This window comes from Campylobacter showae (genome assembly GCF_900699785.1).
GTDB classification, from domain to species: domain Bacteria; phylum Campylobacterota; class Campylobacteria; order Campylobacterales; family Campylobacteraceae; genus Campylobacter_A; species Campylobacter_A showae_D.
This window is the reverse complement of sequence record NZ_LR535679.1, coordinates 652,261-674,423: the sequence shown is the minus strand read 5'-3', so window position 1 is coordinate 674,423 and position 22,163 is coordinate 652,261. Positions and strand designations below refer to the sequence as shown.

Here is a 22,163-nt window from a genome sequence, read left to right as displayed (position 1 = left end):
TTCAAACAGCATCGATTAAAGTAGCTCGATAAACGCTTCCAAGCGCGTGCGAATTTGCCCGACGTCCTGTTTTGAATAATCGGTCTTTAGCGACATATAGTTCGCTCCCGCTTCGCGGCTCGCCTCTTTGATCTTGTTCGTCTCGATCGCGTAGGTGTGGCAGCCGCTTAGCACGACATCGATGACACCGTCTGCTTGATACTCGTGGATAAATTCCTTGATGATATCCGAGCGTGCGTCGTTTTGATACATCACCGAACATGGAATTTTAAGGTAGCGCTCGGCGATATTTGCGACCAGATCGCCTTCATGTCTTGCCCGCCCACATCGATGACGGTGCAGTCTTGCTCAAATAAAAAGTGTGCCCCAAGCCCGTGGCATAAAATTTCGCTCATGCTAAGTCGCGCGTACTCTACGCTAACGCGTCCGTAGCCCGTAGCCGTCACGAAGCCCTTTGCGTAGTCTTTTTGCTCTAAAGCTTGCTTGATCTGGCGCGCGACCTTGACTGCGCTAAAGCCGCTTGGCAGCAAAAATAGCTCGCAAAATTCGCCGCGCTCGTCCATAACGGCGAGCTTTGACGACGCCCCGCCGATGTTGGTACCGATAAAATGCATACTCTGATCCGTAGAAAATTTTTCCGGCACGCGGAACTTCGTTAAACTCAAGTGCAAATTTGAGCTCGGGTTTGGGTAAATTTGCAAAAACCGTAATGAAGATAAATTTTATGCAAACGTAAATCGCGACCGCGATCTGCTTTGGTTGAAATTATAGCCAAAATCGGGCATAAAAAGCGAGGGAAAGTTAAAAATATTATTTTGCGCGTTAAATTTGAGATTTTTGACGGGGCGAGCGAGGGTAAAATTTGACGACGGAAATTAATGTACGGCGTTAAATTTGAAGATAGGTTTTGAGGTAAGCGGCAAGCAAATTTGATGGTCGTGAGAGGCGAGAGCAGGCTGTCAAATTTGACTGGCGCAGCATGTAAATTTAGCCCGATCAAAAACGGGCTAAAACGCTAAAATCCTACTAGCTAAAAAGAGCCAGTCTACCGATAAACCTCGCCGTCGATGATCGCCATAGTTTTATTGTCCTTGCTCAGCGGCGGAGCGTAGAAAAAGCTGTGGCGAACGACCGTACCGTCGTCGTATTTGAGCGTTAGCTCGCCTTGATCGAGCGTGTATGAGCCCTCGTCGCTGCGTGATTTTGAGCTGCCCCCGTCTATGCTGCCGCCTGGGGTACCCGAGGTTGCCATAGCATACGACGATCCGCCCGAGCTAAAGCGCCCTTTGCCGTCAAAGCAGTAGTATCCGCTCACGCCTACGCTCACCGTATCGCTGCCGCCCGACCAGCCGTACAGGGACGACGAGCTGGCCTTGCGAAATGAGAAGCACTCTTTTGGCATTTGGCTTGAGATTTGCGCCTGAAACATATAATATCCCGTGCCGATTGAGTTCCACAAAAAGGTGCAGTCGTCGTTCTCGCAGTAGTAGCTCGTGTCGTAGTCGTCGTTGCTGGTTATCGTTAGGATGCCGTCTTTGACCTTATACGTGCCGTCGATGCGCGTGCGCCAGTCGGACTTTTCTAGGCGGCTAGCGTAGGTGCCGTCGTCGCGCAGGTAAAAAGAATAATCCTCGCTCGTGTTTAAAAGCATGTTAAATTTCGTACCGCCAAATACCCCCGAGCCTTTTTTGCTTGCTCCGGCGCTACTGTGTTTGACGCTAGAGTCCTTTGCGGGTTTTGCGGACTCGGCCGAATTTGAGCTTGATTTGCTTGCTTTTGCTTGCGCGCTACTTGCGCTTTTTTTAAAGACGAATAAGACCTCTTGTCCGTCCGCGACTTGTTTGTATTCGAGCATGCCGTCTTTTAGCCAAAACTCGCCCAGCCCTTTAGCGCTAAGCGCGTATTTGCCGCCGCCTAGACTTTCGTAGCCGCTTTTGCCTGCGCTATTGTTGCACGAACCGTCCGGGTTTACGCCCACGATGCCTACCGTCGCTTCATCGCCGCTGATCTCAAAAAACGAGTCGCCGAAGCACTTTTGTCCCGCGACTTTAAAGCTCTGCCCCTGCGCCTTTAGCGAGACTAGCTCCCATCTGCCCTCGATCTCGCTTAAATTTGACCCGCCGAGGCCTGCTTGATTTACGGCGCCGTTTACGATGCCGGCTAAATTTACCTCGTCTTTTTTAAAGGTAAATACGACCTCGCCGCCGTCCGTGCCTTGTTTGTATTCGAGCGAGCCGTTATTTAGCCGTAGCTCGCCGCCGCCAAGCGAGTATCTGCCGCCGCCTAGGCTTTTTAGAGCGAAGTCTTGTTCGGCTTTTTCGCAGGAGTTGCCGTTCGCGCTGCTTAGGCTTAGGCGCGCGCTATCGCCGCTAGCCTCGATAAAAGAGTCTTCGAGGCACTTTTGTCCTGCCGTTTTAAACGTCTGTCCCTGCGCCGTAACCGAAACGATGCTCCATCTGCCCTCTAGCTCGCTAGCGCTTAAATTTAACCCGAGGCAAAGCGCCGCGAGGATTGCAAAAAATTTAAATTTAGCCATGTTTTTCCTTTCATAAATTTAGGCTTGGTTTGCGCGAACCCGTCCGCAAATTTACCGAATGCGGCAAATTTGCCCTGGTTTTGCTATTCGTCCAAAAAATATATCGCGCCGTCTACGACCGCTCCGCCCGCTTTTCCTTCGCTAGTGGGCGGGATGTAAAAAAAGCTATGTCGCTGCGTCCGTCCGTCGTCGTATCTGAGCGTGAGCTCGCCCGCATCTAGCGTATATGAGCCCGCGCTACTGCTAGATCTTGTTCCGCCGCCGCCCACATTGCTCATGGCGGCGGAGGAGTAGGCCCAACTGCCGTCCTTGAAGCGGCCTTTGCCGTCGAAGTCATAGTACCCGCTCACGCCGCCGCCCACGATATCTGTGTCGCCCGAGGCGTTGTAAACGGACATGGAGCCAACGGCGGTGAATGAGTAGCTGCCCTTTGGCACCTCATTTAAGATTTGAGCGTTAAAGAGATGGTATCCGCCGTCGCTCCACAAAAACGTGCAGTCCGCATTCTCGCAGCTATATGTGCTTTGCTCGCCGTCGTTGGCGGTTCGTACGATTTTTTTGCCGTCTTTTTTATACGTGCCGTCGATGCGCGTGCGCCAGTCGGGCTTTTCTAAACGGCTCGCGTAAGTGCCGTCGTCGCGCAGATAAAAGGATATGTCGGTATTGGTGTTTATGAAGAACCACTTGCCCGCAAACACGCCCGTGCCTTTTTTGGTGGCTTTTGCGTCGCTATGCTTGACGCTAGGGTCTTTTTGGGGCTCTAAATTTGAGTTTGATTTGGCTTGCGCCTGGTTTGAGCTAGCGTGTGCCGCGCGGCTTTTTTTAAAGGTAAACAAGACGCTGCCCGCGCTTTGTTCGTATTCGAGCGAGCCGTTTTTTAGCCTAAATTCGCCCGCGTCGTTATCTAGCGCGTACCTGCCCGCGCCAAGGCTTTTGTAGCCGCTTTCGCCCGCGCCGGTTTTGCACGTGCCGTCCGGATTTGCCGCTACGATGCTAACAGTCGCTTTGCTGCCTGCTATCTGGAAAAACGAATCCTCAAAGCACTTTTGGCCCGCCGTTTTAAACGTCTGCCCCTGTGCCGTGACAGAGTCGATCTTCCATCTGCCCTCTAGCTCGTCCGCGCTCAAATTTGAGCCGGCTGCGGTTGCCATAGCTTTGTTTGCGGCCGCGTCTTTTTTGAATGAAAAAACGATAAATTTGCCGTCGTCTAAGGACTGTTTTACCTTTAGCGCGCCTTCTTCTAGCCAAAATTCGCCGATAGGGCCCAGCGCGTATTTGCCAGCACCCATGCTTTTAAAGGCGTAGCTTGCCGCGCCGCTTTTGCATGCGCCGTCCTCGCCTACGGAGCTAAGGCCTAGCTTTGCCTCGCGGCCGCTAACCTCGAAAAACGAATCTTCAAAGCACTTCTGCCCCGCCGTTTGCACCTCCTGCCCGTCTATGTTTGCCGAGACGATGCTCCACCTGCCCTCCAGCTCGCTAGCGCTTAAATTTAACCCGAGGCAAAGTGCCGCGATCGTACCGAAAAGCTTGGCTGTAAATTTGAGACCGTTCATATTTACCCTTTTTTTGAAATTTGCAAATCAAAATTGATAGCCGATTTTAACATCGGGAAATAAATTTAAAGACGACCTAAATCAAGAAAAATTATGAAAAAACTAAAGCAAGCTGAGCTCTAACTTAAAAATGTGCCTATAAATCACGCTGCTTAGCTTACCGCCGCCAAGAAAATCCAAATGATTTTGCCGTATTGCTTCGTCCATATCGTAAAAAAGCTGGATCGGTAACACGTTCTTAAAAACGCTGTAAAATGTATATTTATAGTTTCTGTTGCGCTCAAAACGTATCCAAATTTAAACTATAGGCACGTAAAATTAGTATTTGTTTGCGGTCAAATTTGAGCCTAGACAAGGCACCGCGAGTGCTGAGTAAATTTTACGACGGCTTCTAAATCGGTAGATAAATTTTAGAAATTAAGGAGTAAATTTAAAGAGAAATTTGAGCCCGGAGTCGGGCTCAAATTCTAGTGTAGGTCAGACCAGACTTTGCGTTTCCAAAGCCATCCGAATATACCGAAAATCAAGAAGTAGATCATCGCGTTTATGCCTAGGCTTTCGCGCTCGGCTTTTTTAGCGTCGCCTGCTTTTTCCATATAGGCTACGACTTTGTCCTCGCTGGCTTTATTTAGACCTACGCGAGGCATCGAGGTGCCCGGTAGCATTTTTTGCGTGTCGTTTATAAATTTATGCAGATAATCATCGCCTTTTGAGCGGATCATCATCGATAAATCAGGAGGGTTTGAGCCCATGTAGGCGGCCAAATTTACGCGGTTGCTTAGCGCGTATTTGTTTTCGTATTTCAAGTCGTGGCATCTTTGGCATGCGTCGCGAAACACCTGCTCGTCGCTGACTTCTTTAGGCGCGATGGACTTTAGATACGCGACTATATCGGCGATCTCGGCATTTGGATCTTCTCCGCCCGCTCCGAAAAATGCCGGCATCGGATAAGGCTTTTCGTCGTTAAATTTATGCGTTAGTTTTAACGCCTTGGTCGGATCTTTGATAAGGGCTGCCAAGAAATGCTCGTCGTATATCGCTCCCGCGTTGCTAAGATCGGGCGGCACTACGCCGTACGCTTCGCTAAGTTCAGCAGCGCTCATAGCTGTCGGCATACCCGCAGCCTCGACTCCGTGACAGCCTGCGCAGCCAGCATTTGCAAAGGTTTCTGCGCCTTTAGTCGCGTCGCCTTTGGCTAAATTTATAGCCTTTATATCGTTCCAAAACGCGGTGTAGTCTTCGAGAGATTTTTGTGCCTCTTCGAGATCTTTTTGTGCTCCGGCGACTTTTTTCTCGTCATTTAGAGCTTTTGCCGCATCGAGGGCTTTTTGTCTAGCTTCTACTACGGATTTGGCTTGATTTATATCCTCGGCGCCAAAGTCGTAATCGGCCGCGCCGACGTGCGGATGCATGACGTTGTGCGCGTAAGGCTCGATACCCCAGTATGTTACGCCGGTTAAAATAACTACGATTATGAAAATTTTTAACTCTCTCATTTTACCGCTCCTTTTTTCTCAAGAGTCGTTATGATAGGTAAAACGACAAAAAGCAGAACGAAAAACGTAATGGTCGAGTAAAATCCTATCCATGAGTTTGAAATACCAAGCGTTACGCCGTCGGCAGGCAATTTGCCAAAAATCGTGAGGATAATCATATCGACGATCAATAGCCAAAACCATACGAAAAAGCCCTTTCTCTCGTGAGCCGGAGCCACGACGTCGCTTCTGTCGTAAAGCGGCATGAAAAATAGAGCTACGCCTGCGATCGCAAATGCGATAAGGCCGATATTGTAGGCTTTAAATCCGAAAATATCAAAGAAAAATCCGCGTAAAATCTCATACTGCCATAAGAAATACCATTCAGGATAGATGTGCGGAGGGGTTTTTAGAGCGTTGCCCGGCTCGAAATTTATCGGATCCATCGCAAAGTTGAAATGGAAACAGACTAAATAGAAAAAGAAAATCATAAAAAAGCCGATGTACATAAAGTCTTTTGCCAAAAATCCCGGCCAAAACGGAATAACTTTCGCATTTTTCGTATCGCCGCTTAGGTATTTTTCGGCTTCTACTTCAAAGTCTATCTCCTCGCCCGTTTCGTTATTTACGTGCGGAACGCGAAGCGTATAAAAGTGTATCGCGACGACTGCTATAAGCACGATCGGTAGCAAGCAGACGTGAAGCATAAAAAATCTCGTCAAAGTCGGATCGCTAACGGCGTAGTCGCCTCTGATCCACTCGACTACCGCGTCGCCGATAACCGGGATGCCGCCGAATAAATTCGTAATAACCATCGCCGCCCAGTAGCTCATCTGCCCCCAAGGTAGCATATATCCGCTAAACGCCTCGGCAGAGAACAAAATGAAAAGCAACATGCCGCTGACCCAAATCATCTCGCGGCCTTTTTTATAAGAGCCGTAGTAGATCGCCGTAAAGGTGTGGATGTAGATTATGAGAAATACGACTGAAGCCGCAACCGCGTGGATATGGCGCCATAGCCAGCCGTACTCGACCTCTTTCATTATAGTCAAATTTACGCTGTCAAAGGCTAAATTTATGTCCGGCTTGTAGTACATAACTAGCATAAATCCAGTAAAAATAAGCAAAGCAAAAAGCGTCGTGAGTATAACGCCCATCGCCCAGAGGAAATTTATATTTTTCGGTATCCAGTATTCGCTGACGAGGACTTTCATTAGCTTGTTTAGGGCGATCCTTTGATCCAGCCAGTCTAAAACGCCCGTTGATTTTCTGATGTGCATCTTCCCCTCCTTACGCTTGAGCCGTTAGTTTTTCGTATTCGGGGCTGGTCTCTCCCAAAACGAGTTTCGTGCCGTCTATCTTAAACGGCGGTATGTCTAGCGGGCGCGGAGGAGGGCCGAAGGTATTTACGCCGTCTGCGTTAAATTCGCCTCCGTGACAGGCGCAAACGAAAAGTTGCTTGCCCGGTTTCCACTCGGGAATACAGCCAAGATGCGTACAAAGCCCGATCGCGACCATATATCTAGCGCCCTCTACTACGATATCGCGCTTGTCGTTAGGCGCCATCGAAGCATCCTTTTTTAGAACGAATATCGGCTTTTTACGCCACTCGATTTGGCGCATCTCGCCCTCTTTCATCGGGCTAAGATCTACAGTCGTAAATCCGGCCGCCTTTACGCTAGGAAGCGGGTCCCAGGTCTTTTTAACGGCTACGAGAGTCGCTGCGCCGCCGACTGCGGCTACCGCGCCAAACGCTAGACCGATAAAATCTCGTCTTTCTTGTTTTACGGACATTACTTTCCTTTCAACGGTTTTTGAAGAATAATCGAGATTATACTCTTATGAAAATTAAACTTTTATTTTTCTTGTAAATAGTATAAATATTTAAATTATTTTTAAATAATCATTTACTATGTCGTATTTTTAAGGCTTTCGGAGCTAAAATTTGAATCCAAATTTGGCTTGGGTGATTAAATTTAACGGTTTGTAAGTCAGCTAAATTTAAATTCGGTTTTGATTTGCCTGCACCGTAAAATTTACGCCGAGCGTCCTTAAATTTACGCCGTCAAATTTGCCGTTTTTGACGGGCAATGTTTGGTTAAATTTGATTAAAAGGAGAATTTGTGCGTATCGTTTCGATCGATCATATCGTTTTAACCGTCGCCGATTTGCAACGGACGCTTGATTTTTACGTGCGCGCGCTGGGTATGCGCGAGGTTGATTTCGCAAACGGACGCAAAGCTCTGGCCTTTGGCTCGCAAAAGATAAATTTGCACGTAAAAGGCGAGGATATTTTGCCAAACGCGCGAAACGCAAACGTGGGAACGGCAGATATCTGCTTGCTTACCGATACGCCGCTTGAGTCGGTTTTAGAGGAGCTGGAGGCTTCGGGTATCGCCGTAGAGCAGAGGGTAGTGCCGCAAACCGGAGCGCTTGGAGCTATAAGCTCAATCTACGTGCGCGACCCGGATGGGAATTTGATAGAGATTAGCAGATACGATTAAATTTGACGGGTTTAGAAATTTAACGCCAAAAAGGCGGAGCGTTAAATTTAACCTCAAATTTAACGCTCATCCTTGTTAAATAGCATTTTATCGCGGCTTACTGCGACTCCCTCGCGTTCATCTTTATATAGATGTGCAAGATATCTATCGCAGCAGGCGTCACGCCGCTGATTTCGCTAGCCGCAAAGAGCGTTGGCGGGGCGAATCTCTCGAGCTTTTCGACCACTTCGTTGCTAAGCCCGCTGATACCACGGAAACTAAAGCTTTCTGGGATTTTCACGCTCATCATATCTTTCATACGGTCGATCTGCTTTTTTTGCTCGGCGATGTAGTGTTGGTATTTGGCTTCGGTTAAAATTTGTTCCAAGCTCGCCTCGTCAAGCGCCTCGAAAAATGGATCTAGTTTGCGTAGCTTTTCGCCCGTGAAGCTCTTTCTGGCAACGATTTTTTGCAGGGTCAAATTTTGGCTGATTATCTCCTCGTCAAGGCTAGCTAAAAGCTCTAAATTTCGCTTCGTCGGCGTGATCTCGGTGCCGTTTAGCAGCTCTAGTCCGCGAGTCAAATTTGACCTTATGGCTTCGATTTTCTCAAACGTCGCTTCGTCTAGCAAGCCAAGCTCGCGGCCGTATCCGCCTAGGCGCAGCACGGCATTATCCTCGCGCAGTAGCAGCCTGTACTCGGCGCGGGATGTAAACATGCGGTAGGGCTCCTTCGTGCCTTTAGTCACTAGATCGTCGATGAGAACGCCGATGTAGGCCTCGTCGCGGCGCAGGACGAACGGCTCTTTGCCATCAAGCGCAAGCGCTGCGTTTATGCCCGCCATTAGCCCCTGCGCACCCGCTTCCTCGTAGCCCGTGGTGCCGTTGATTTGGCCCGCGAGATATAGTCCGCGCGCTTTTTTGGTCTCTAACGTGTGCTTTAGCTCGGTAGGCTGGACGTAGTCGTACTCGATCGCGTAGCCGTGGCGCACGATGCGAGCGTTTTCAAAGCCTCTGACCGAGCGCAGCATCGCAACCTGCACTTCATACGGCAAGCTCGTAGAAAAGCCGTTGATATAGTACTCCGTGGCCTCTAGCGTCTGCGGCTCGACGAAAAGATGATGTCTGTCGCGGTCGCCGAATCTATTTATCTTATCCTCGATGCTCGGGCAGTAGCGCGGACCCACGCCCTCTATCTGGCCCGTAAATAGCGGCGCTTTGTCGAAATTTGAGCGTATGATGTCGTGGGTGGTAACGTTGGTGTAGGCGATGTAGCACGGCAGCTGCGTAGGCGCGAAGTCTCTCGTGCGGAAGCTAAAGGGGCTTGGATCCTCGTCGCCGCCTTGGATTTCCAGCGCGCTAAAGTCGATGCTTTTGGCGTCCACTCGCGGGCAAGTGCCGGTCTTTAGCCGACCGACTTCTAGGCCAAGACCGCGCAGGCTATCGCTTAGATTTTTAGCGCTTAGCTCGCCCACGCGGCCGGCTTCCAGTTTGTTAAATCCGACGTGAATTAGCCCGTTTAAAAACGTGCCCGTCGTGATGATGAGTTTGCTGGTTTTGTACTCGTTGCCTAGGTGGGTTTTTACTCCCGTGATTTCGCCGTTTTGGCTTAAAATTTGCGTCGCGATCTCTTGGCTGATTTCAAGATTTGGCGTATTTAGCAGTAAATTTCGCATATAGACGCGGTAGCGGTCCATATCTATCTGAGCGCGGCTGCCTCGCACGGCAGGCCCCTTGCTCTCGTTTAGCACGCGAAACTGTATGCCCACTGCATCGGTCGTTAGCCCCATCTGCCCGCCTAGAGCGTCGATCTCTTTTACGAGGTGGCCTTTTGCTAGGCCCCCTATTGCCGGATTGCAGCTGGCTGCGCCGATCTGCTCGGCTAGGATGGTGATTAGCAGCGTTTTTTTGCCCATTCTTGCGGCGGCGAGGCTGGCTTCGATGCCCGCGTGACCGCCTCCGACGACGATAATATCATAGTTCATATTCAAATTTTCCTTGTCCTTAAAATTCGCGATTTTATCAAAAAACAGATAAAATATACAAAAATTTAAGGAGAAAATATGAGGAAATTTATCTTGATTTTAGCTTTTTTTAGTGCGGCGTTTGCGAGCAAGATCACGCAAAACGCGCAGATTGATTGTTAAAAAGTCGATATGGGCGCTTGCGCGGATTTGGGTAAGATTTACCAAAACGGCCTTGAGGGCGAGGTGGTAGACTACGAAAAGGCGTTAAATTTAACCAAAAAGCCTGCGACGGCGGTGTTTTGGCGGCCTGCGCAAACCTTGGTCTGATGCACGCTAGCGGGCAGGGTACGGACGAAAATTTCGCCAAAGCTGCCGAGCTTTTCGAGCGAGTCTGCGCTGGCGCAGGGAAGTTTGCCTGCTCAAATTTGGGCGTGATGTACCTCGAACACGCTGGCATTGCCGAGGACGTGCAAAAGGGGCTAAATTTCTTACAAAAAGCCTGTGATAGCGGGGCCTTCGGCGGTTGCGTAAATCTAGCCGAGCACTACGAGTAGGCGGGCGAGCTAGCCACTGCGGCGAAATACTACGCCAAGACCTGCAAAATCGGCAAAGACGACTTTGACGCGCAAAATATCGAATACAATAACAAGGCCTGGAAAAAGGCGTACGAGAAGCAAAATTTGAAGTGAAATTCGGCTGCTTTTGCGGCGCGAGCTTTTTAGGTTTGTTTTTTTGAGGATTTTGGGCGGAGTCGGCCTTGTGCGGCGATAAATTTGAGTAGATGCGGAAAAGGAGCTTTATTTTGCGCAAATTTATCCGCTTTGCTTGCGATTTTGGCACTAATAACACGGCGAGTTTTTTGATTTAAATTCAAAGCTTAAGTAGGGCCGGCAAATTTACGAGAAAATGCGGCATTTTTGATTAAATTTAGTAGCGACAAGAGGTTAATTTGCTGGGTTCAAATTTGCTTGTGAGGCTTGTAGCTTGGGCTCAAATTTTACTTTATGCGACTCTGATTTTTTTGCGCTCGGGCATAAATTTAGCCCGCATAACGGCGATCTTTACGGCGATAAATTTTGCAGCTAAATTTGAGCGACTTTTGGAGTGCATTGTTTGGATTAAATTTAGCCGCTCTACGTATGGCCGACCTATAAGGATGTCGCGGAGCAAAGTAAAATTTAGCTTCCGTACGGCACGCGTTTTAAAAATAAACTTTATCTATCTCATCGATATTTACGCCGTGTTTGGATAAAAAGTATCCTTTTACTTCCCTATACGTCTCTTTATCGACTATCGTGATCGTAAAATAATTACCGTGCGGCACACCCCAAAAACTGCCGGGTTTATTGTGCGGCTCGTCTATACAAATAACTAAAAAAGATGAAAATTTAGCATTCCTTCCGCCTAAGATAAGGCAGAATAAAAACTTGGTCAAGAAATTTCCGATAAGACCAAACACCGCAATACAAAGAGCAATATGTGTAACATACGAAGATAACGTCATAATGTAAATAAAGTAAAAAGCTGGGGGAGTTATGGCAAGCAAATATATCCAACTCCTAGGCCTATTACTGCCGGAAAAAAATGGTTTATAAATAAACTTCCTTAAGTCGTCGCGTTTTGATACGAATACTCTTTTGCCTTTTTCGTAAAATTCTATACTGCTATTTTTTATCTTTAAAATGGGTTGTTCTTTTTTATAGCCGATAAATTCCAATAACACAAAAAATAGTATCAATAAAAGCATAAGTGCGCATGAGCCAAGAGTATCGCCTATACTGTCATCATAGTCGTAATTGCTATTTAAAATAAGTGCGCCATATAGCCCGATTATAAGCGGCACAATCACTAATAAAACCTGATACGCTTCCTCGTAGTTTTTGATAACTATCGGCTCTTTGTCGTAATCTCTCGCAAATTTGCCCGAGTCCAAATTTGCCAAATTTGAGCTTTGAGGATCGTCGTTTAAATTTGAGGTTTGTTTGTTTGCCGTATTCAAATTTTACTCCCGTTACCCGCTAAATTTACCCGAATTTTAGCAAAATTTTGAGTTCAATTACGAGAGCGCGTCAAATGTACAAACTTAACTCCGTGCGCGAAATAAAAATAAACTCAAATCTCCCTCGCGATCTTGTTCATCTTAGCAAAAATTTCCGCTCGCTCGCCGTCTTTTAGGCTGCCCATCTCTAGCTTCGTCATCATCTGCATAAAATCAAATTTCTTAAACATTTTCGCGGCTTCTTTGGCTTCGCGTTCTAGTTTGGAGTAGATTTGCGCTTCGTTTTCGTCGCGGGCTAAATTTAGTAAAAACGAGCCCGCCTCGCCGCCGTGAAATTTATCCGCGTCAAATTTATCCGTCGCACTGCTTGAACTTGCTTTTTCGTTAAATTTATCTACCATATTTGCAAAATCCGTCAAATTTGCCGCCGCAAGCGTAGAGCCTCCTAAAAATTTATCGCCTTTTTGACCCTGGGCGACTCGGTTTGCTAAGGTCTTTAAAATCTCGTTTGAGGCGCCGTTTTTGATCTGCATTTTTATCCTTTTTATATTACTAACGGCGAGTTTTAGCAAAAAGTATTCCGTCAAATTTGAAACGATGAGATTAAATTTTGCCTTAAGCTTTCTGAGGTATTATAGGACTAAAACACTCTTTTTAGTGCATTAGATAGCCTATGCGTAATATTTTTATATTTGCATAAGTTTAATAAAGTGCCTACTTTACCGCAAATTTAAAGATAAGCTTAAAAATAAATAATTCATAAAAATTAATATAAAAAATATAAAATTCGTCAGCTAAATGACGGAAATAAATTTCTAAAAGTAATACAATTAGCTCAAGATTTAAGAGAAATCAAGAATCGTAAAACAAGTAGAAAGGAGAATTTATGAAACAACATAAATTTGTGATCGCCGATTACAAACGTTGTATCGGTTGCGCTACTTGCATGGCGGCCTGTTTTCGTAGCGCTTACGAGCGCGGTAAGCTTTCAAAAGCTAGACTAACAGTGCTACGTCAAGCAAAAGGCGTCATGCCGACGCAGTGTCGCCAGTGCGATGACGGTCCTTGCGCGAACGTATGTCCTACCGGGGCACTCAGGTTTGACGATAACTGCATCGAGCTTCACGAAGAGATTTGTATAGGCTGCAAACTCTGCACTATCGCTTGCCCTTACGGCGCGATAAGCTCAAGTGCCGAGCTCATGCCGTCGGTTAATTACGCGGTAGAGCCTAAGTACTACCTCGAAATCGAGAGCCAGGCGGGCGCGAAAAACACCGCGATAAAGTGCGATATGTGCTTTGGACGCGAAAACGGCCCTGCGTGCGTCGAGGTTTGTCCGACCAGCGCTATCATAATGGTCGATCCTTTGCACAGCCATCACAAGCTTGGCAACAAGATCGAACAAGAGGCAGCTCAGGCTTTCGTCGATAAAATTTTACGCGGAAGTGGAAATTTAAAAGAGCCTCATGTTTTAGCCGATATCGGCGCTCAGGACGTAGATGCGGAGGGCGACGTCATCGTCATCAAGGAGCTTGACAAAACTCCTAGCGAGCAGGCAAGAGAGCAAGCGGCGTCAAATTCGCGCGCTATGAACGACGAAAATAGCGGCGCAAAAGGGGGTGCGAGATGGTAGGCGTGTATCTGCTTTTCTTAGTTAGCGCCGCCGTTAGCATCCTGCTCTACGGCGCTCAAAAATCAGCCGTAAAAATCGGCTTTGGATTAAGCGCGATCAGCTGCTTTTACGCGCTTTGCTACTTTGTGGCGCATATGGGGACGATACAGGGCTTCGCTCTTGGCGGCGATTTTTTATACGCGCCTAAATTTGAGCTAACTCCGCTTGGAAATTTCTTTAGCTTCGTAGTCGTCTTTATCGGCTTTGCCAGCAGCGTCTACGGTATGAGCTATGCGGAGGAATACATAAAAAAAGCAAGCGTAGGCGTTTTTGCCTGTTTGTTTAACCTTTTCATCCTTTCGATGCTTCTAGTCATCAGCGCAAATAACGTATTTTGCTTCGTCGTTTTGTGGGAGCTTATGACGCTTATCTCGTCTTTCCTCATCCTCGTAAACGACGGCAAAGGCACGCTAAAAGCGGTAATGGTGTATCTTGGCATCGCTCAAGTCGGCGCGTTTTGCATCACTTGCGGACTGCTAATAATGGCTCACTACGCCGGCAGCGCCGAGTTTAGCAAATTTGCCCACCTAAATATGCCGACTGCGGCTAGCGTCGTGGTGTTTATACTGTTTTTGGTCGGTTTTGGCAGCAAGGCGGGTATGTGGCCGTTTCACGTATGGCTACCGATGGCTCACCCGGCCGCTCCTTCAAACGTCTCTGCTTTAATGAGCGGCGTAATGATAAAGGTTGCACTATTTACTCTAGTTAAATTTACGCTTTTCTTGCCTTTAAGCATTTACTTTGGCTTGACCGTTTTGATTTTGGGCGCGGCTAGCTCGCTTTTTGGCGTTCTTTACGCTCTTTGTCAGCACGACTACAAGGCGCTTCTTGCCTATCACTCTGTTGAAAACATCGGCATTATCTTGCTCGGTCTTGGTACAGGTTTGTACGGACTAGCTGCGGGAAATACGACTCTTGCCGCAATCGGATTTTTAGCCGGATGCTATCACGTGGTTAACCACGCGATATTTAAAGGACTATTGTTTCTTTGCGCGGGTTCGGTTTTGCACGCTACGCACACTCGCGATATGGACGTGCTAGGCGGCCTAGCTAAAAAGATGCCTTGGACTTCCGTTGGTATGTTTATCGGTATCATGGGTATCGCGGCGCTTCCTCCCGTTAACGGCTTCGTATCAGAGTGGTTTACCTATCAAGGTATGCTTCAAGGCGCGCTAGAGCATGGCATCTTTACTAGATACGCATTTACGCTTTCAGTCGTCGCGCTAGCGCTTACGGGCGTGTTAGTCGGCATGCACCTTAAGCTTTATGCCGTAATCTTTGCGGGAACTCCAAGAGATCAGAAAATTTGGGAAAACGCCAAAGAAAGCCCGATATTTATGGTGCTTGGCATGATAGTGCTAATGATCGGCTGTATAGGCTTTGGTATCGGAGCTAACGTAGTCGTCGGTTACATCCAAACGGCCGTAAATTCCATAGGCGGCGCAGGCGGTTACGTAGCTAGCCACGGTATAAATTTAACCTCAAATTTAGGCAGTGTGGTTTCAACTCCGCTTATAGCCATTATTTTGTGTTCTACTATGGTTTTGCCTTTTGCGATTTTAGCCGTGATGAAAGCAAACCGCGAGAAACCTCGCGAGACCGATCCTTGGGCTTGCGGATTTAAATACAGCTCTCGCATGCAAATGACGGGCGGCCCTTTCACGGGCGATCTAAGACGCATAATGAACTGGCTGTTTAAAGGCGAGAGAAAAGTCGTGACTAAAGGCTATTTTAACCCGGTCGAGTATCACAACCATCCAAAAGATATCTGGTGGGGGCTATTTTACGAGCCGGTAATTAAATTTACCGAAAAGGTCGCCGATAAAATAGGCATAATGCAAAGCGGCTACACCAACGTTTACGCGCTATATATCCTAATATATCTTTGCGCGATACTAGCGGTTAGCTACTTTTTGATATAGGGGGCGTGAGATGGAAATTTTACAGACTATACTTTTGATGATATTTCAAGTAGTCGTCATCGTCTTGGTTGCGCCCTTGTTTGACGGTATGGCTAGGAAACTAAGAGCCAAACTGCAATCAAAACAAGGCAGCGATTTCTTCCAGACGTATCGCGACATCATAAAGCTATTTAGACGCGGTAGAACCGTGCCCGCATGCTCTCACTGGGTATTTAGGCAGGCTCCGTTTTTCTTGTTTGCTACTTCGGCGGCGATACTAGCGGCTATTCCTATTACTTATAGTAAAAGCACGATTTTTGGAGCATATTCCGATATATTCGTGATTCTTTACCTAGGCGCGCTACTTCGCTTTGTTTTCGGCGCTGCTTCTATGGATAGCGGCAACCCGTTTGCGGCAACGGGCGGCGGTAGAGAGCAGATGCTAGCCGTCTACGTAGAGCCCGTGATGATAATGTGCCTAATCGTCGTTATGCTTGCAGCCGGAACGTCAAATTTAGTAGAAATCCAATCAATGGTAAAAAGCGGCCAGATCGGATATCAGATCCCAAGCTTTGCGGTCGCTTCGATAGCGTTTTTGTGGTGCATATACGTTGAAACGGGCAGAAAGCCTTTTGACCTAGCAGAAGCCGAGCAAGAGTTGCAAGAAGGCTTGCTAGGCGAATACGCGGGCTCTGATTTAGGCCTAGTTCAAGCTTCGCTTATCTTAAAACAATTTGCGATGATCGGACTTTTCCTCGCGATTTTCGAGCCGTGGAATTTTAGCAATCCTTTCCTAGCCGTTATAATTTTCGTTTTAAAGGCGGGAGTGTTTTACGTAGCGGCCGTGTTTATAGACAACTTCGGACCGAGGTTTAGAATGACTTCGTCCTTGCGTAAAAACGCGGTAGCCGCTCTAGCCATATCTTTCGTGGCTTTGACGCTTTACGTCGTGGGGGTGTGAGATGAATGCAGATATGACTATGTTAGACGCATTAGCTATCGGCATGATAGTAACGTCTTTGGCGGTATTTGGGTTACGTAACCTAAAGCTATCCGTCATCGTTTATGCGATAGAGACGCTACTTTTAGTCGGTATATTTTCTATGTTGGCGTCTAAATTTAACGCGTCGCAGCTATCCATGTGGGCGGTAGTGGCGTTTTTTACGAAGGTTTTATTCGTACCGGCGATCTTGCTTTGGTTGATTAAAAAGCTTAACGTCGTTAGCGAGGATGAGCCGGTGGGCGGCTTTTTCGTAAGCCCTGTTATAGCGATGGGATTTTCTCTAGCTTTAGCGATGAGTATCAACCCGATATTTCTTCAATTTTCGCTAATCCAAGAAAAAATAATGCTACTAGCGGCGGTTTGCGTGTTTATGATGGGAGTTTTTGGCTTTATGCTTAGAAACTCTTTTATCAAGCAAATTTTAGCCTACTGCCTTTTTGAAAACGGCATACATCTAAGCCTAGCGCTCATGGCTTACAACTCAAACGAGCTTGTCGAGCTTGGTATCTTAACGGACGCGATTTTCGCCGTTATCATCATGAGCGTTCTTGCGATTAGATTTTATAAAGCATACGGCAGCCTTGATACGTCTAAGGCTACGAATTTAAGGGGATAGAGATGGATAGTTTAACTTTGATATTAATTTTACCGCTTCTTGGAGCGATACTGCTATTTTTCTCTCCGAAAAATTACGCGACTTTGAGTTTGCTTCACGTAGCAGTTAGCGCCGTTACGTCTTTGGCGTTGCTATTTAACGTAAGCAAGGTTTTAATGGGCGGTACTTTTTACGCGCATGATAAATTTTTGTTTTTAGACAGCCTTGGCTGCGTGTTTTTAGTGCTTATCGCGGTTACGGGATTTTTGGTAAATTTGTACGCGACTCACTATATGAAATGGGAGCTCGAAGAGGGCCATATAAATTTAGACGCGCTCAAAAAATACTACGCGCTTAGCCACGTATTTATCTTTACGATGACTTTAAGCGTCGTCTGTAACAACGTCGCGTTTATGTGGGCTGCGATCGAGGCTACTACGCTTTCATCGGTGTTCCTAGTCGCGATCCTAAAAGATCAAAAATCAACCGAGAGCGGCTATAAATACATAGTCCTTTGCTCTATCGGCCTAGCGTTCGCGCTTTATGCGACCGTGCTTCTTTACTCTGCGACCTTTGCGGAGATAAAAGACGGCGAAACTGCGATGCTATGGACCGGCATAATGGCAAACGCTAAAAATTTGAGCCCTGACGTCGCAAAGCTAATATTCGTCTTTGCACTTATCGGTTTTGGTACGAAAGCCGGCCTTGCTCCTACGCATACTTGGCTTCCGGACGTTCACGCCCAAGGCCCTGCGCCGATTTCGGCTCTGCTTTCAGGCGTTTTGCTAAAGTGCGCGATGCTAGCTCTTTTTAGATATTACGCTATCGCGGCTCAAGCTACGGGCATGGAGTTCGTTCAAAGCGTGATGATAATCTCAGGCCTTATTACTCTATTCGTCGGAGGTATATTCCTCGTTAGACAACACGACGTAAAAAGGATGTTTGCCTACCACTCTATCGTGCATATGGGCGTTATCGCCTTTGCATTGGGAGTGGGCGGACCTTTGGGGCTATTTGCGGCGATTTTCCACTGCTTAGCTCACAGCTTTACAAAAGCTCTTGCGTTTTGCTCAACCGGCAACATCGCTAGAATTTACGGCCACAAAGATATGACTAAAATGGGCGGCATGGTCAAGATAGCTCCGATAACTACGATGATGTTCGGCGCAGCGGTTTGTTCGCTAGTAGGCGTTCCTGCGTTTGCAATATTCGTCAGCGAATATAACGTATTCGTCGGCGCTATAAACAGCGGTCAATATTTTAGCACCGCGCTATTTGCGATAGCTCTTGCGATCATCTTTATCGCGGACTTCTCGCACTTTAACATGGCGAGTTTCGGCGAGCCTAAAGCCGCGGTCGTTCACAATAAAGAGATGAGCATAGTAGAAAATTTACCGCTTATCCTGCTTTGCGCGCTAATCATAATATTTGGCGTTTGGCACGTAGAAAACTTTTACGCTCTAGTCAATGAGGGCGTCAAAATAATGATGGGAGTTTGAAGATGAGAGGCGATAAATTTGTAGAAATTTTAAAAACGAAGGTAAAGGTTTTAGAAGTAACCCGCCAAGCCGACGACCAAATCACGGTTCTAGTTGATAGAAACGACCTTCCGCTTGCGGTTAAGACCCTTTACTATGATATCGGCGGCTTTTTGAGCACGATGATACCAAACGACGAGAGAACGATAAACGGCTGTTTTGCGCTTTACTACGCGATATCTATGGAAGGCAGCAAGATGACCGAGGCGGATGATTTCGCCGCAGAGGATAAGTGCTTTATCACCGTTAAAACGCTGATCCCCGGCGTCGATCCGACGTTTCCGTCCGTTACTCCGCTAGTTCCTGCTTGCGTGTGGTACGAGAGGGAGGCTTTTGATATGTTCGGCTTAGTCGCCGAAGGCTTGCCTGATAAACGCCGCCTAGTTTTAGCGGACGATTGGCCAGACGGTCTTCATCCGCTTAGAAAAGACGCGATGGACTACCGCTATAGACCAGACCCCGTCGCTCATCAAGACGAGCCTGACGCCGAGTTTTTATTTCCTAGCGGCGATAGCGTAGTGGACGTACCGCTTGGACCTTTACACGTCACATCTGACGAGCCTGGACACTTTAGGCTATTTTGCGACGGCGACGAGATTATAGATGCAGACTACCGCCTATTTTATCAGCACCGCGGTATGGAAAAGCTGGCCGAAAACCGTATGAACTACGATCAGATGGGTTACCTTGCAGAGCGCGTCTGCGGAATTTGCGGTTACGCTCACGCGATTGCGTGTATAGAAGCGGCGGAAAGGGCTATAAAGCTTGAAATCCCGTTAAGAGCGCAAGCTATCCGCGTGATTTGCCTTGAGATCGAGCGCCTTCACAGCCATCTTTTAAATATCGGTCTAGCTTGCGAGGTAACGGGTAACTATAACGCCTTCATGCATATTTTTAGGGTGCGCGAGTACTCCATGGAGCTAGCCCAACTCGTAACCGGCGGCCGCAAAACCTACGGTAACGTCATCATGGGCGGACTTCGCCGAGATATGACCGACAACGAAATTAGGCAGGGTATTGCTATCATAAACAAACTCGACGTTCAGATTACTGAAATTTGGGACGCCGTGATGGAGGATAAACGCCAACTAGGACGCTGGAAAGGCGTAGGCGTGCTTGATAAACAAGTAGCTCGCGACTTTAGCCCGGTCGGTCCAAATATGCGCGGTTCCGGCTTTAAGCGCGACAACCGTTACGACCACCCTTACGACTTCTTTAAGCATATCGAATTTGAAGTCGCGGTCGAGCACGGCGGAGACGTATTTAGTCGCGAAGTCGTGAGATACAAGGAACTAAAACAGTCTATCCATATCATCAGACAGTGCTTTGAGCTAATGCCTCAAACGCCGATCATGATAGATCCTGTGACGATGATCAAGCCTGAAAATTTCGCGCTCGGATACGACGAAGCTCCTCGTGGAGAAAACGTCCACTGGATCATGCAAGGCAGCGCGCAGAAGGTTTTCCGCTGGAGATGCCGCGCGGCTACGTATAACAACTGGCCGAGCCTCCGCTATCAGTTCCGCGGAAATAATATATCGGACGCGGCGCTAATCGTCTGCTCGCTCGACCCGTGCTATTCATGCACCGAGCGCGTTACGGTCGTAGACGTAAATACTAAAAAGAGTAAAATTTTAACCGAAAAAGACCTTAAGAGATTTTGCCAAACCGGCAAGATTAGCAAAAAGGATTTAAGATGATGAAGTTATTTGACATAACCGAAAAATACGGAAAGGCGACCTACGCCTATCCGTTTGAGCCCTACAAAGTGCCCGACAATTTCCGCGGGCAGCCGTTTTATACCTACGAGCTTTGCGTAGGTTGCGCGGCGTGCGGCGTAGCGTGCCCTAGCAACGCCATAGAGCTAAAGATGAACGAAAAGCAAGATAAGCTCGTGTGGCAGTTTGATTGCGGACGTTGTATATTTTGCGGACGCTGCGACGAGGTTTGCCCGACTGGCGGCGTGCGCCTAAGCCAGGGTTTCGAGCTTGCGGTTAAATTTGACAAAAGCGCGCTAATCCAACGCGGCGAGCTAGAAATGCAAAAGTGCAAATGCTGCGGCAAGCCGTATACGCCGGTTCGTCTCATCAACTATACTTTTTCAAAGCTTAGTACGGCAAATTTACTCCCGGGTAGGCTAGAGGAAGCTAAAAACTATCTCTATATCTGCCCTGAGTGCAAAAAAGCGCAATCTGTCGAGCGCTTAACTAAAGACGTAGAGGAGGGGATAAAATGAGCCTTTATCAAGTTCCCGAAAACATAAAAACGGCAAACGACCTAACCGCAAAGCTAGAGCATTTAAAAAATATCAAACGAAGCTTTAGCGTTTACCGCATCGACTGCGGAAGTTGCAACGGCTGCGAGATCGAGATCTTCGCCGCCATCACGCCGATGTGGGACCCTGAGCGCTTCGGCTTTAAGCTCGTAGCCAACCCTCGCCACGCAGATATCCTAGTCTGCAGCGGCCCGGTTACGCGCCAGATGTACTATCCGCTACTTCGCGCTTACGAAGCGGCTCCAGATCCAAAGATCGTGGTAGCGTTTGGCGCATGCGGTAGCACGGGCGGTATCTTTTACGACGCTTATAGCGTTTGGGGCGGTATAGATAAGATTATCCCCGTAGACGTCTATATCCCGGGCTGTCCTCCGCATCCGGCTAGCGTCATATACGGCCTTGGTATGGCTCTTGGCATCATAGATCAAAAGCTACAAAAAAGAAGCTTCGAACAAGACGACTGCAAAGCTCCGGCCGTTGCGGAGTCTATCATGGGCAATATCCTTTTCGAGCGAGATTTGGAAGCCGAGTCAAAGAGGCTAATGAGCTATATATTCGGCAGGACGCTGTTTGCTAAGTATATGGACGCAGCTAAAACATCGCCCGATATCCACGACGTAGCGGCCACTAAAAAAGCAATGCTAGAGGCTATCCATAAAGAAGAAGACCCTAGATACGCCGAGTGTATGGGGCTGCTTTACAACGACGTCTATCTAAAATACGCCAAAGCAAAACGCGATACGCAAAACGCCATCGACGTTAAAAAAGAAATTTGGGATAAACGATGATAAGAGTCTATAAACTCGCCCGCCGCCACATGGACGAAAACGAAAAGATGCCAAAAGAGCTAAAAGATATCAAGCTATTTTCCGTCTGCGTCGGACACGGCGTGGGGACGGTGGACTTTAGCGAAAAATCGCTCGAAATACCCGACGAGGAGTTTGAGCGTATCGTAGCTAGCGGCGGCGAATACGTCAAATTTAAGCTGGGAAATTTAAGCAAGTATTTTGAAGTGGAGATATTTAGGGAGCATGCGGTTAAGCTCATCCCCGAGCTTTGCGAATGCGAGCTAAAAAAAGAGCTTGAAAATCTGCGCGAGGGATATCTGGTGCTTAGGAAGGACTTTTGATGAAAATTAGCTCAAATTCGGCAAACGCTTACGGATTA

At 47.6% G+C, this 22,163-nt stretch carries 22 protein-coding genes; 12 read left to right on the top strand and 10 right to left on the bottom strand.

Going from position 1 to position 22,163, the window contains the following annotated elements; translation table 11 throughout:
* Positions 1-15: 15 nt before the first annotated feature.
* The 7 genes from E4V70_RS03375 to E4V70_RS03345 all read right to left on the bottom strand — a co-directional run bounded on the left by E4V70_RS03375 (position 16) and on the right by E4V70_RS03345 (position 7,358).
* Positions 16-252: a 2-hydroxyacyl-CoA dehydratase family protein gene (locus E4V70_RS03375; RefSeq protein ID WP_232037809.1), complete on the bottom strand. Its 237-nt coding sequence runs from the start codon at positions 250-252 to the stop codon at positions 16-18.
* A complete protein-coding gene (locus E4V70_RS03370) occupies positions 252-614 on the bottom strand; it encodes a BadF/BadG/BcrA/BcrD ATPase family protein (RefSeq protein WP_197730458.1) in 363 nt (120 codons plus the stop codon). The genes E4V70_RS03375 and E4V70_RS03370 overlap by 1 nt, the downstream gene beginning before the upstream one ends.
* Positions 615-1,045: 431 nt before the next feature.
* Positions 1,046-2,536 (bottom strand): hypothetical protein, encoded by a 1,491-nt coding sequence (locus E4V70_RS03365; RefSeq protein ID WP_122861871.1) that lies wholly within the window; start codon positions 2,534-2,536, stop codon positions 1,046-1,048.
* Positions 2,537-2,619: 83 nt separating this feature from the next.
* On the bottom strand, positions 2,620-4,089 hold the full coding sequence (locus E4V70_RS03360) for a hypothetical protein (RefSeq protein WP_122861872.1): 1,470 nt from the start codon (positions 4,087-4,089) through the stop codon (positions 2,620-2,622).
* Between the two features lie 467 nt (positions 4,090-4,556).
* Complete coding sequence (locus tag E4V70_RS03355; RefSeq protein ID WP_122861873.1) at positions 4,557-5,585, bottom strand: c-type cytochrome; 1,029 nt, start codon at positions 5,583-5,585, stop codon at positions 4,557-4,559.
* Positions 5,582-6,844 (bottom strand): cytochrome b, encoded by a 1,263-nt coding sequence (locus E4V70_RS03350; RefSeq protein ID WP_122861874.1) that lies wholly within the window; start codon positions 6,842-6,844, stop codon positions 5,582-5,584. Before E4V70_RS03350 ends, E4V70_RS03355 begins: the two co-directional genes overlap by 4 nt.
* 10 nt (positions 6,845-6,854) lie before the next feature.
* On the bottom strand, positions 6,855-7,358 hold the full coding sequence (locus E4V70_RS03345) for a Rieske 2Fe-2S domain-containing protein (protein WP_122861875.1): 504 nt from the start codon (positions 7,356-7,358) through the stop codon (positions 6,855-6,857).
* A 329-nt stretch (positions 7,359-7,687) separates the two neighbouring features.
* On the opposite strand from E4V70_RS03345, the gene E4V70_RS03340 reads away from it, so the two are divergent.
* Positions 7,688-8,068 carry a VOC family protein gene (locus E4V70_RS03340; protein ID WP_122861876.1) on the top strand — a complete coding sequence of 127 codons (381 nt, stop codon included), beginning with the start codon at positions 7,688-7,690 and terminating at the stop codon, positions 8,066-8,068.
* A 97-nt stretch (positions 8,069-8,165) separates the two neighbouring features.
* On the opposite strand, the gene mnmG is transcribed toward E4V70_RS03340, so the two are convergent.
* Positions 8,166-10,031 carry a tRNA uridine-5-carboxymethylaminomethyl(34) synthesis enzyme MnmG gene (gene mnmG, locus E4V70_RS03335; protein WP_122861877.1) on the bottom strand — a complete coding sequence of 622 codons (1,866 nt, stop codon included), beginning with the start codon at positions 10,029-10,031 and terminating at the stop codon, positions 8,166-8,168.
* Positions 10,032-10,202: 171 nt separating this feature from the next.
* Between mnmG and E4V70_RS10685 the strand changes: the two genes are divergently transcribed.
* Both E4V70_RS10685 and E4V70_RS03330 read left to right on the top strand, forming a co-directional pair.
* Positions 10,203-10,340 carry a hypothetical protein gene (locus E4V70_RS10685; RefSeq protein ID WP_172603245.1) on the top strand — a complete coding sequence of 46 codons (138 nt, stop codon included), beginning with the start codon at positions 10,203-10,205 and terminating at the stop codon, positions 10,338-10,340.
* The gene (locus tag E4V70_RS03330) at positions 10,313-10,567 is read left to right on the top strand and encodes a tetratricopeptide repeat protein (protein ID WP_134482477.1); all 255 of its coding nucleotides are present in this window, start codon (positions 10,313-10,315) and stop codon (positions 10,565-10,567) included. Before E4V70_RS10685 ends, E4V70_RS03330 begins: the two co-directional genes overlap by 28 nt.
* Positions 10,568-11,214: 647 nt before the next feature.
* Here E4V70_RS03330 and E4V70_RS03325 read toward each other — a convergent pair.
* Both E4V70_RS03325 and E4V70_RS03320 read right to left on the bottom strand, forming a co-directional pair.
* Positions 11,215-12,012, bottom strand: coding sequence for a hypothetical protein (locus E4V70_RS03325; RefSeq protein WP_122861878.1), 798 nt, complete (start codon positions 12,010-12,012; stop codon positions 11,215-11,217).
* Positions 12,013-12,125: 113 nt separating this feature from the next.
* A complete protein-coding gene (locus E4V70_RS03320; RefSeq protein WP_232037808.1) occupies positions 12,126-12,545 on the bottom strand; it encodes a hypothetical protein in 420 nt (139 codons plus the stop codon).
* 353 nt (positions 12,546-12,898) lie between these two features.
* Here E4V70_RS03320 and E4V70_RS03315 point away from each other — a divergent pair, with 353 nt between their 5' ends.
* From E4V70_RS03315 to E4V70_RS03275, 9 genes are read left to right on the top strand one after another with little or no spacing between them, the layout of a single operon-like run.
* On the top strand, positions 12,899-13,645 hold the full coding sequence (locus E4V70_RS03315) for a 4Fe-4S dicluster domain-containing protein (RefSeq protein ID WP_122861879.1): 747 nt from the start codon (positions 12,899-12,901) through the stop codon (positions 13,643-13,645).
* A complete protein-coding gene (locus E4V70_RS03310) occupies positions 13,639-15,606 on the top strand; it encodes a proton-conducting transporter transmembrane domain-containing protein (protein ID WP_122861880.1) in 1,968 nt (655 codons plus the stop codon). Before E4V70_RS03315 ends, E4V70_RS03310 begins: the two co-directional genes overlap by 7 nt.
* A 10-nt stretch (positions 15,607-15,616) precedes the next feature.
* A complete protein-coding gene (locus E4V70_RS03305) occupies positions 15,617-16,546 on the top strand; it encodes a respiratory chain complex I subunit 1 family protein (protein WP_122861881.1) in 930 nt (309 codons plus the stop codon).
* Between the two features lie 13 nt (positions 16,547-16,559).
* Positions 16,560-17,204, top strand: a complete 645-nt coding sequence (gene hyfE, locus E4V70_RS03300) for a hydrogenase 4 membrane subunit (protein WP_172603262.1) — start codon at positions 16,560-16,562, stop codon at positions 17,202-17,204.
* Positions 17,205-17,206: 2 nt separating this feature from the next.
* Positions 17,207-18,682: a hydrogenase 4 subunit F gene (locus tag E4V70_RS03295; RefSeq protein ID WP_122861882.1), complete on the top strand. Its 1,476-nt coding sequence runs from the start codon at positions 17,207-17,209 to the stop codon at positions 18,680-18,682.
* A gap of 2 nt (positions 18,683-18,684) precedes the next feature.
* On the top strand, positions 18,685-20,421 hold the full coding sequence (locus E4V70_RS03290; protein ID WP_122861883.1) for a hydrogenase large subunit: 1,737 nt from the start codon (positions 18,685-18,687) through the stop codon (positions 20,419-20,421).
* On the top strand, positions 20,418-20,957 hold the full coding sequence (locus E4V70_RS03285) for a formate hydrogenlyase complex iron-sulfur subunit (RefSeq protein WP_009492720.1): 540 nt from the start codon (positions 20,418-20,420) through the stop codon (positions 20,955-20,957). The genes E4V70_RS03290 and E4V70_RS03285 overlap by 4 nt, the downstream gene beginning before the upstream one ends.
* Positions 20,954-21,784, top strand: coding sequence for an NADH-quinone oxidoreductase subunit B family protein (locus tag E4V70_RS03280; RefSeq protein ID WP_122861884.1), 831 nt, complete (start codon positions 20,954-20,956; stop codon positions 21,782-21,784). The genes E4V70_RS03285 and E4V70_RS03280 overlap by 4 nt, the downstream gene beginning before the upstream one ends.
* Positions 21,781-22,125: a formate hydrogenlyase maturation HycH family protein gene (locus E4V70_RS03275; protein ID WP_122861885.1), complete on the top strand. Its 345-nt coding sequence runs from the start codon at positions 21,781-21,783 to the stop codon at positions 22,123-22,125. The genes E4V70_RS03280 and E4V70_RS03275 overlap by 4 nt, the downstream gene beginning before the upstream one ends.
* Positions 22,126-22,163: the final 38 nt, after the last annotated feature.

Coding starts and splice junctions, on each gene's coding strand:
- E4V70_RS03365 (WP_122861871.1), bottom strand. CDS start 2,536: ATGGCTAAATTTAAATTTTTTGCAATCCTCGCGGCGCTTTGCCTCGGG.
- E4V70_RS03350 (WP_122861874.1), bottom strand. CDS start 6,844: ATGCACATCAGAAAATCAACGGGCGTTTTAGACTGGCTGGATCAAAGG.
- E4V70_RS03290 (WP_122861883.1), top strand. CDS start 18,685: ATGAGAGGCGATAAATTTGTAGAAATTTTAAAAACGAAGGTAAAGGTT.
- hyfE (WP_172603262.1), top strand. CDS start 16,560: ATGACTATGTTAGACGCATTAGCTATCGGCATGATAGTAACGTCTTTG.
- E4V70_RS03285 (WP_009492720.1), top strand. CDS start 20,418: ATGATGAAGTTATTTGACATAACCGAAAAATACGGAAAGGCGACCTAC.
- E4V70_RS03375 (WP_232037809.1), bottom strand. CDS start 252: ATGTATCAAAACGACGCACGCTCGGATATCATCAAGGAATTTATCCAC.
- E4V70_RS03315 (WP_122861879.1), top strand. CDS start 12,899: ATGAAACAACATAAATTTGTGATCGCCGATTACAAACGTTGTATCGGT.
- E4V70_RS03320 (WP_232037808.1), bottom strand. CDS start 12,545: ATGCAGATCAAAAACGGCGCCTCAAACGAGATTTTAAAGACCTTAGCA.
- E4V70_RS03360 (WP_122861872.1), bottom strand. CDS start 4,089: ATGAACGGTCTCAAATTTACAGCCAAGCTTTTCGGTACGATCGCGGCA.
- E4V70_RS03310 (WP_122861880.1), top strand. CDS start 13,639: ATGGTAGGCGTGTATCTGCTTTTCTTAGTTAGCGCCGCCGTTAGCATC.
- E4V70_RS10685 (WP_172603245.1), top strand. CDS start 10,203: ATGGGCGCTTGCGCGGATTTGGGTAAGATTTACCAAAACGGCCTTGAG.
- mnmG (WP_122861877.1), bottom strand. CDS start 10,031: ATGAACTATGATATTATCGTCGTCGGAGGCGGTCACGCGGGCATCGAA.
- E4V70_RS03305 (WP_122861881.1), top strand. CDS start 15,617: ATGGAAATTTTACAGACTATACTTTTGATGATATTTCAAGTAGTCGTC.
- E4V70_RS03275 (WP_122861885.1), top strand. CDS start 21,781: ATGATAAGAGTCTATAAACTCGCCCGCCGCCACATGGACGAAAACGAA.
- E4V70_RS03370 (WP_197730458.1), bottom strand. CDS start 614: ATGCATTTTATCGGTACCAACATCGGCGGGGCGTCGTCAAAGCTCGCC.
- E4V70_RS03280 (WP_122861884.1), top strand. CDS start 20,954: ATGAGCCTTTATCAAGTTCCCGAAAACATAAAAACGGCAAACGACCTA.
- E4V70_RS03295 (WP_122861882.1), top strand. CDS start 17,207: ATGGATAGTTTAACTTTGATATTAATTTTACCGCTTCTTGGAGCGATA.
- E4V70_RS03355 (WP_122861873.1), bottom strand. CDS start 5,585: ATGAGAGAGTTAAAAATTTTCATAATCGTAGTTATTTTAACCGGCGTA.
- E4V70_RS03345 (WP_122861875.1), bottom strand. CDS start 7,358: ATGTCCGTAAAACAAGAAAGACGAGATTTTATCGGTCTAGCGTTTGGC.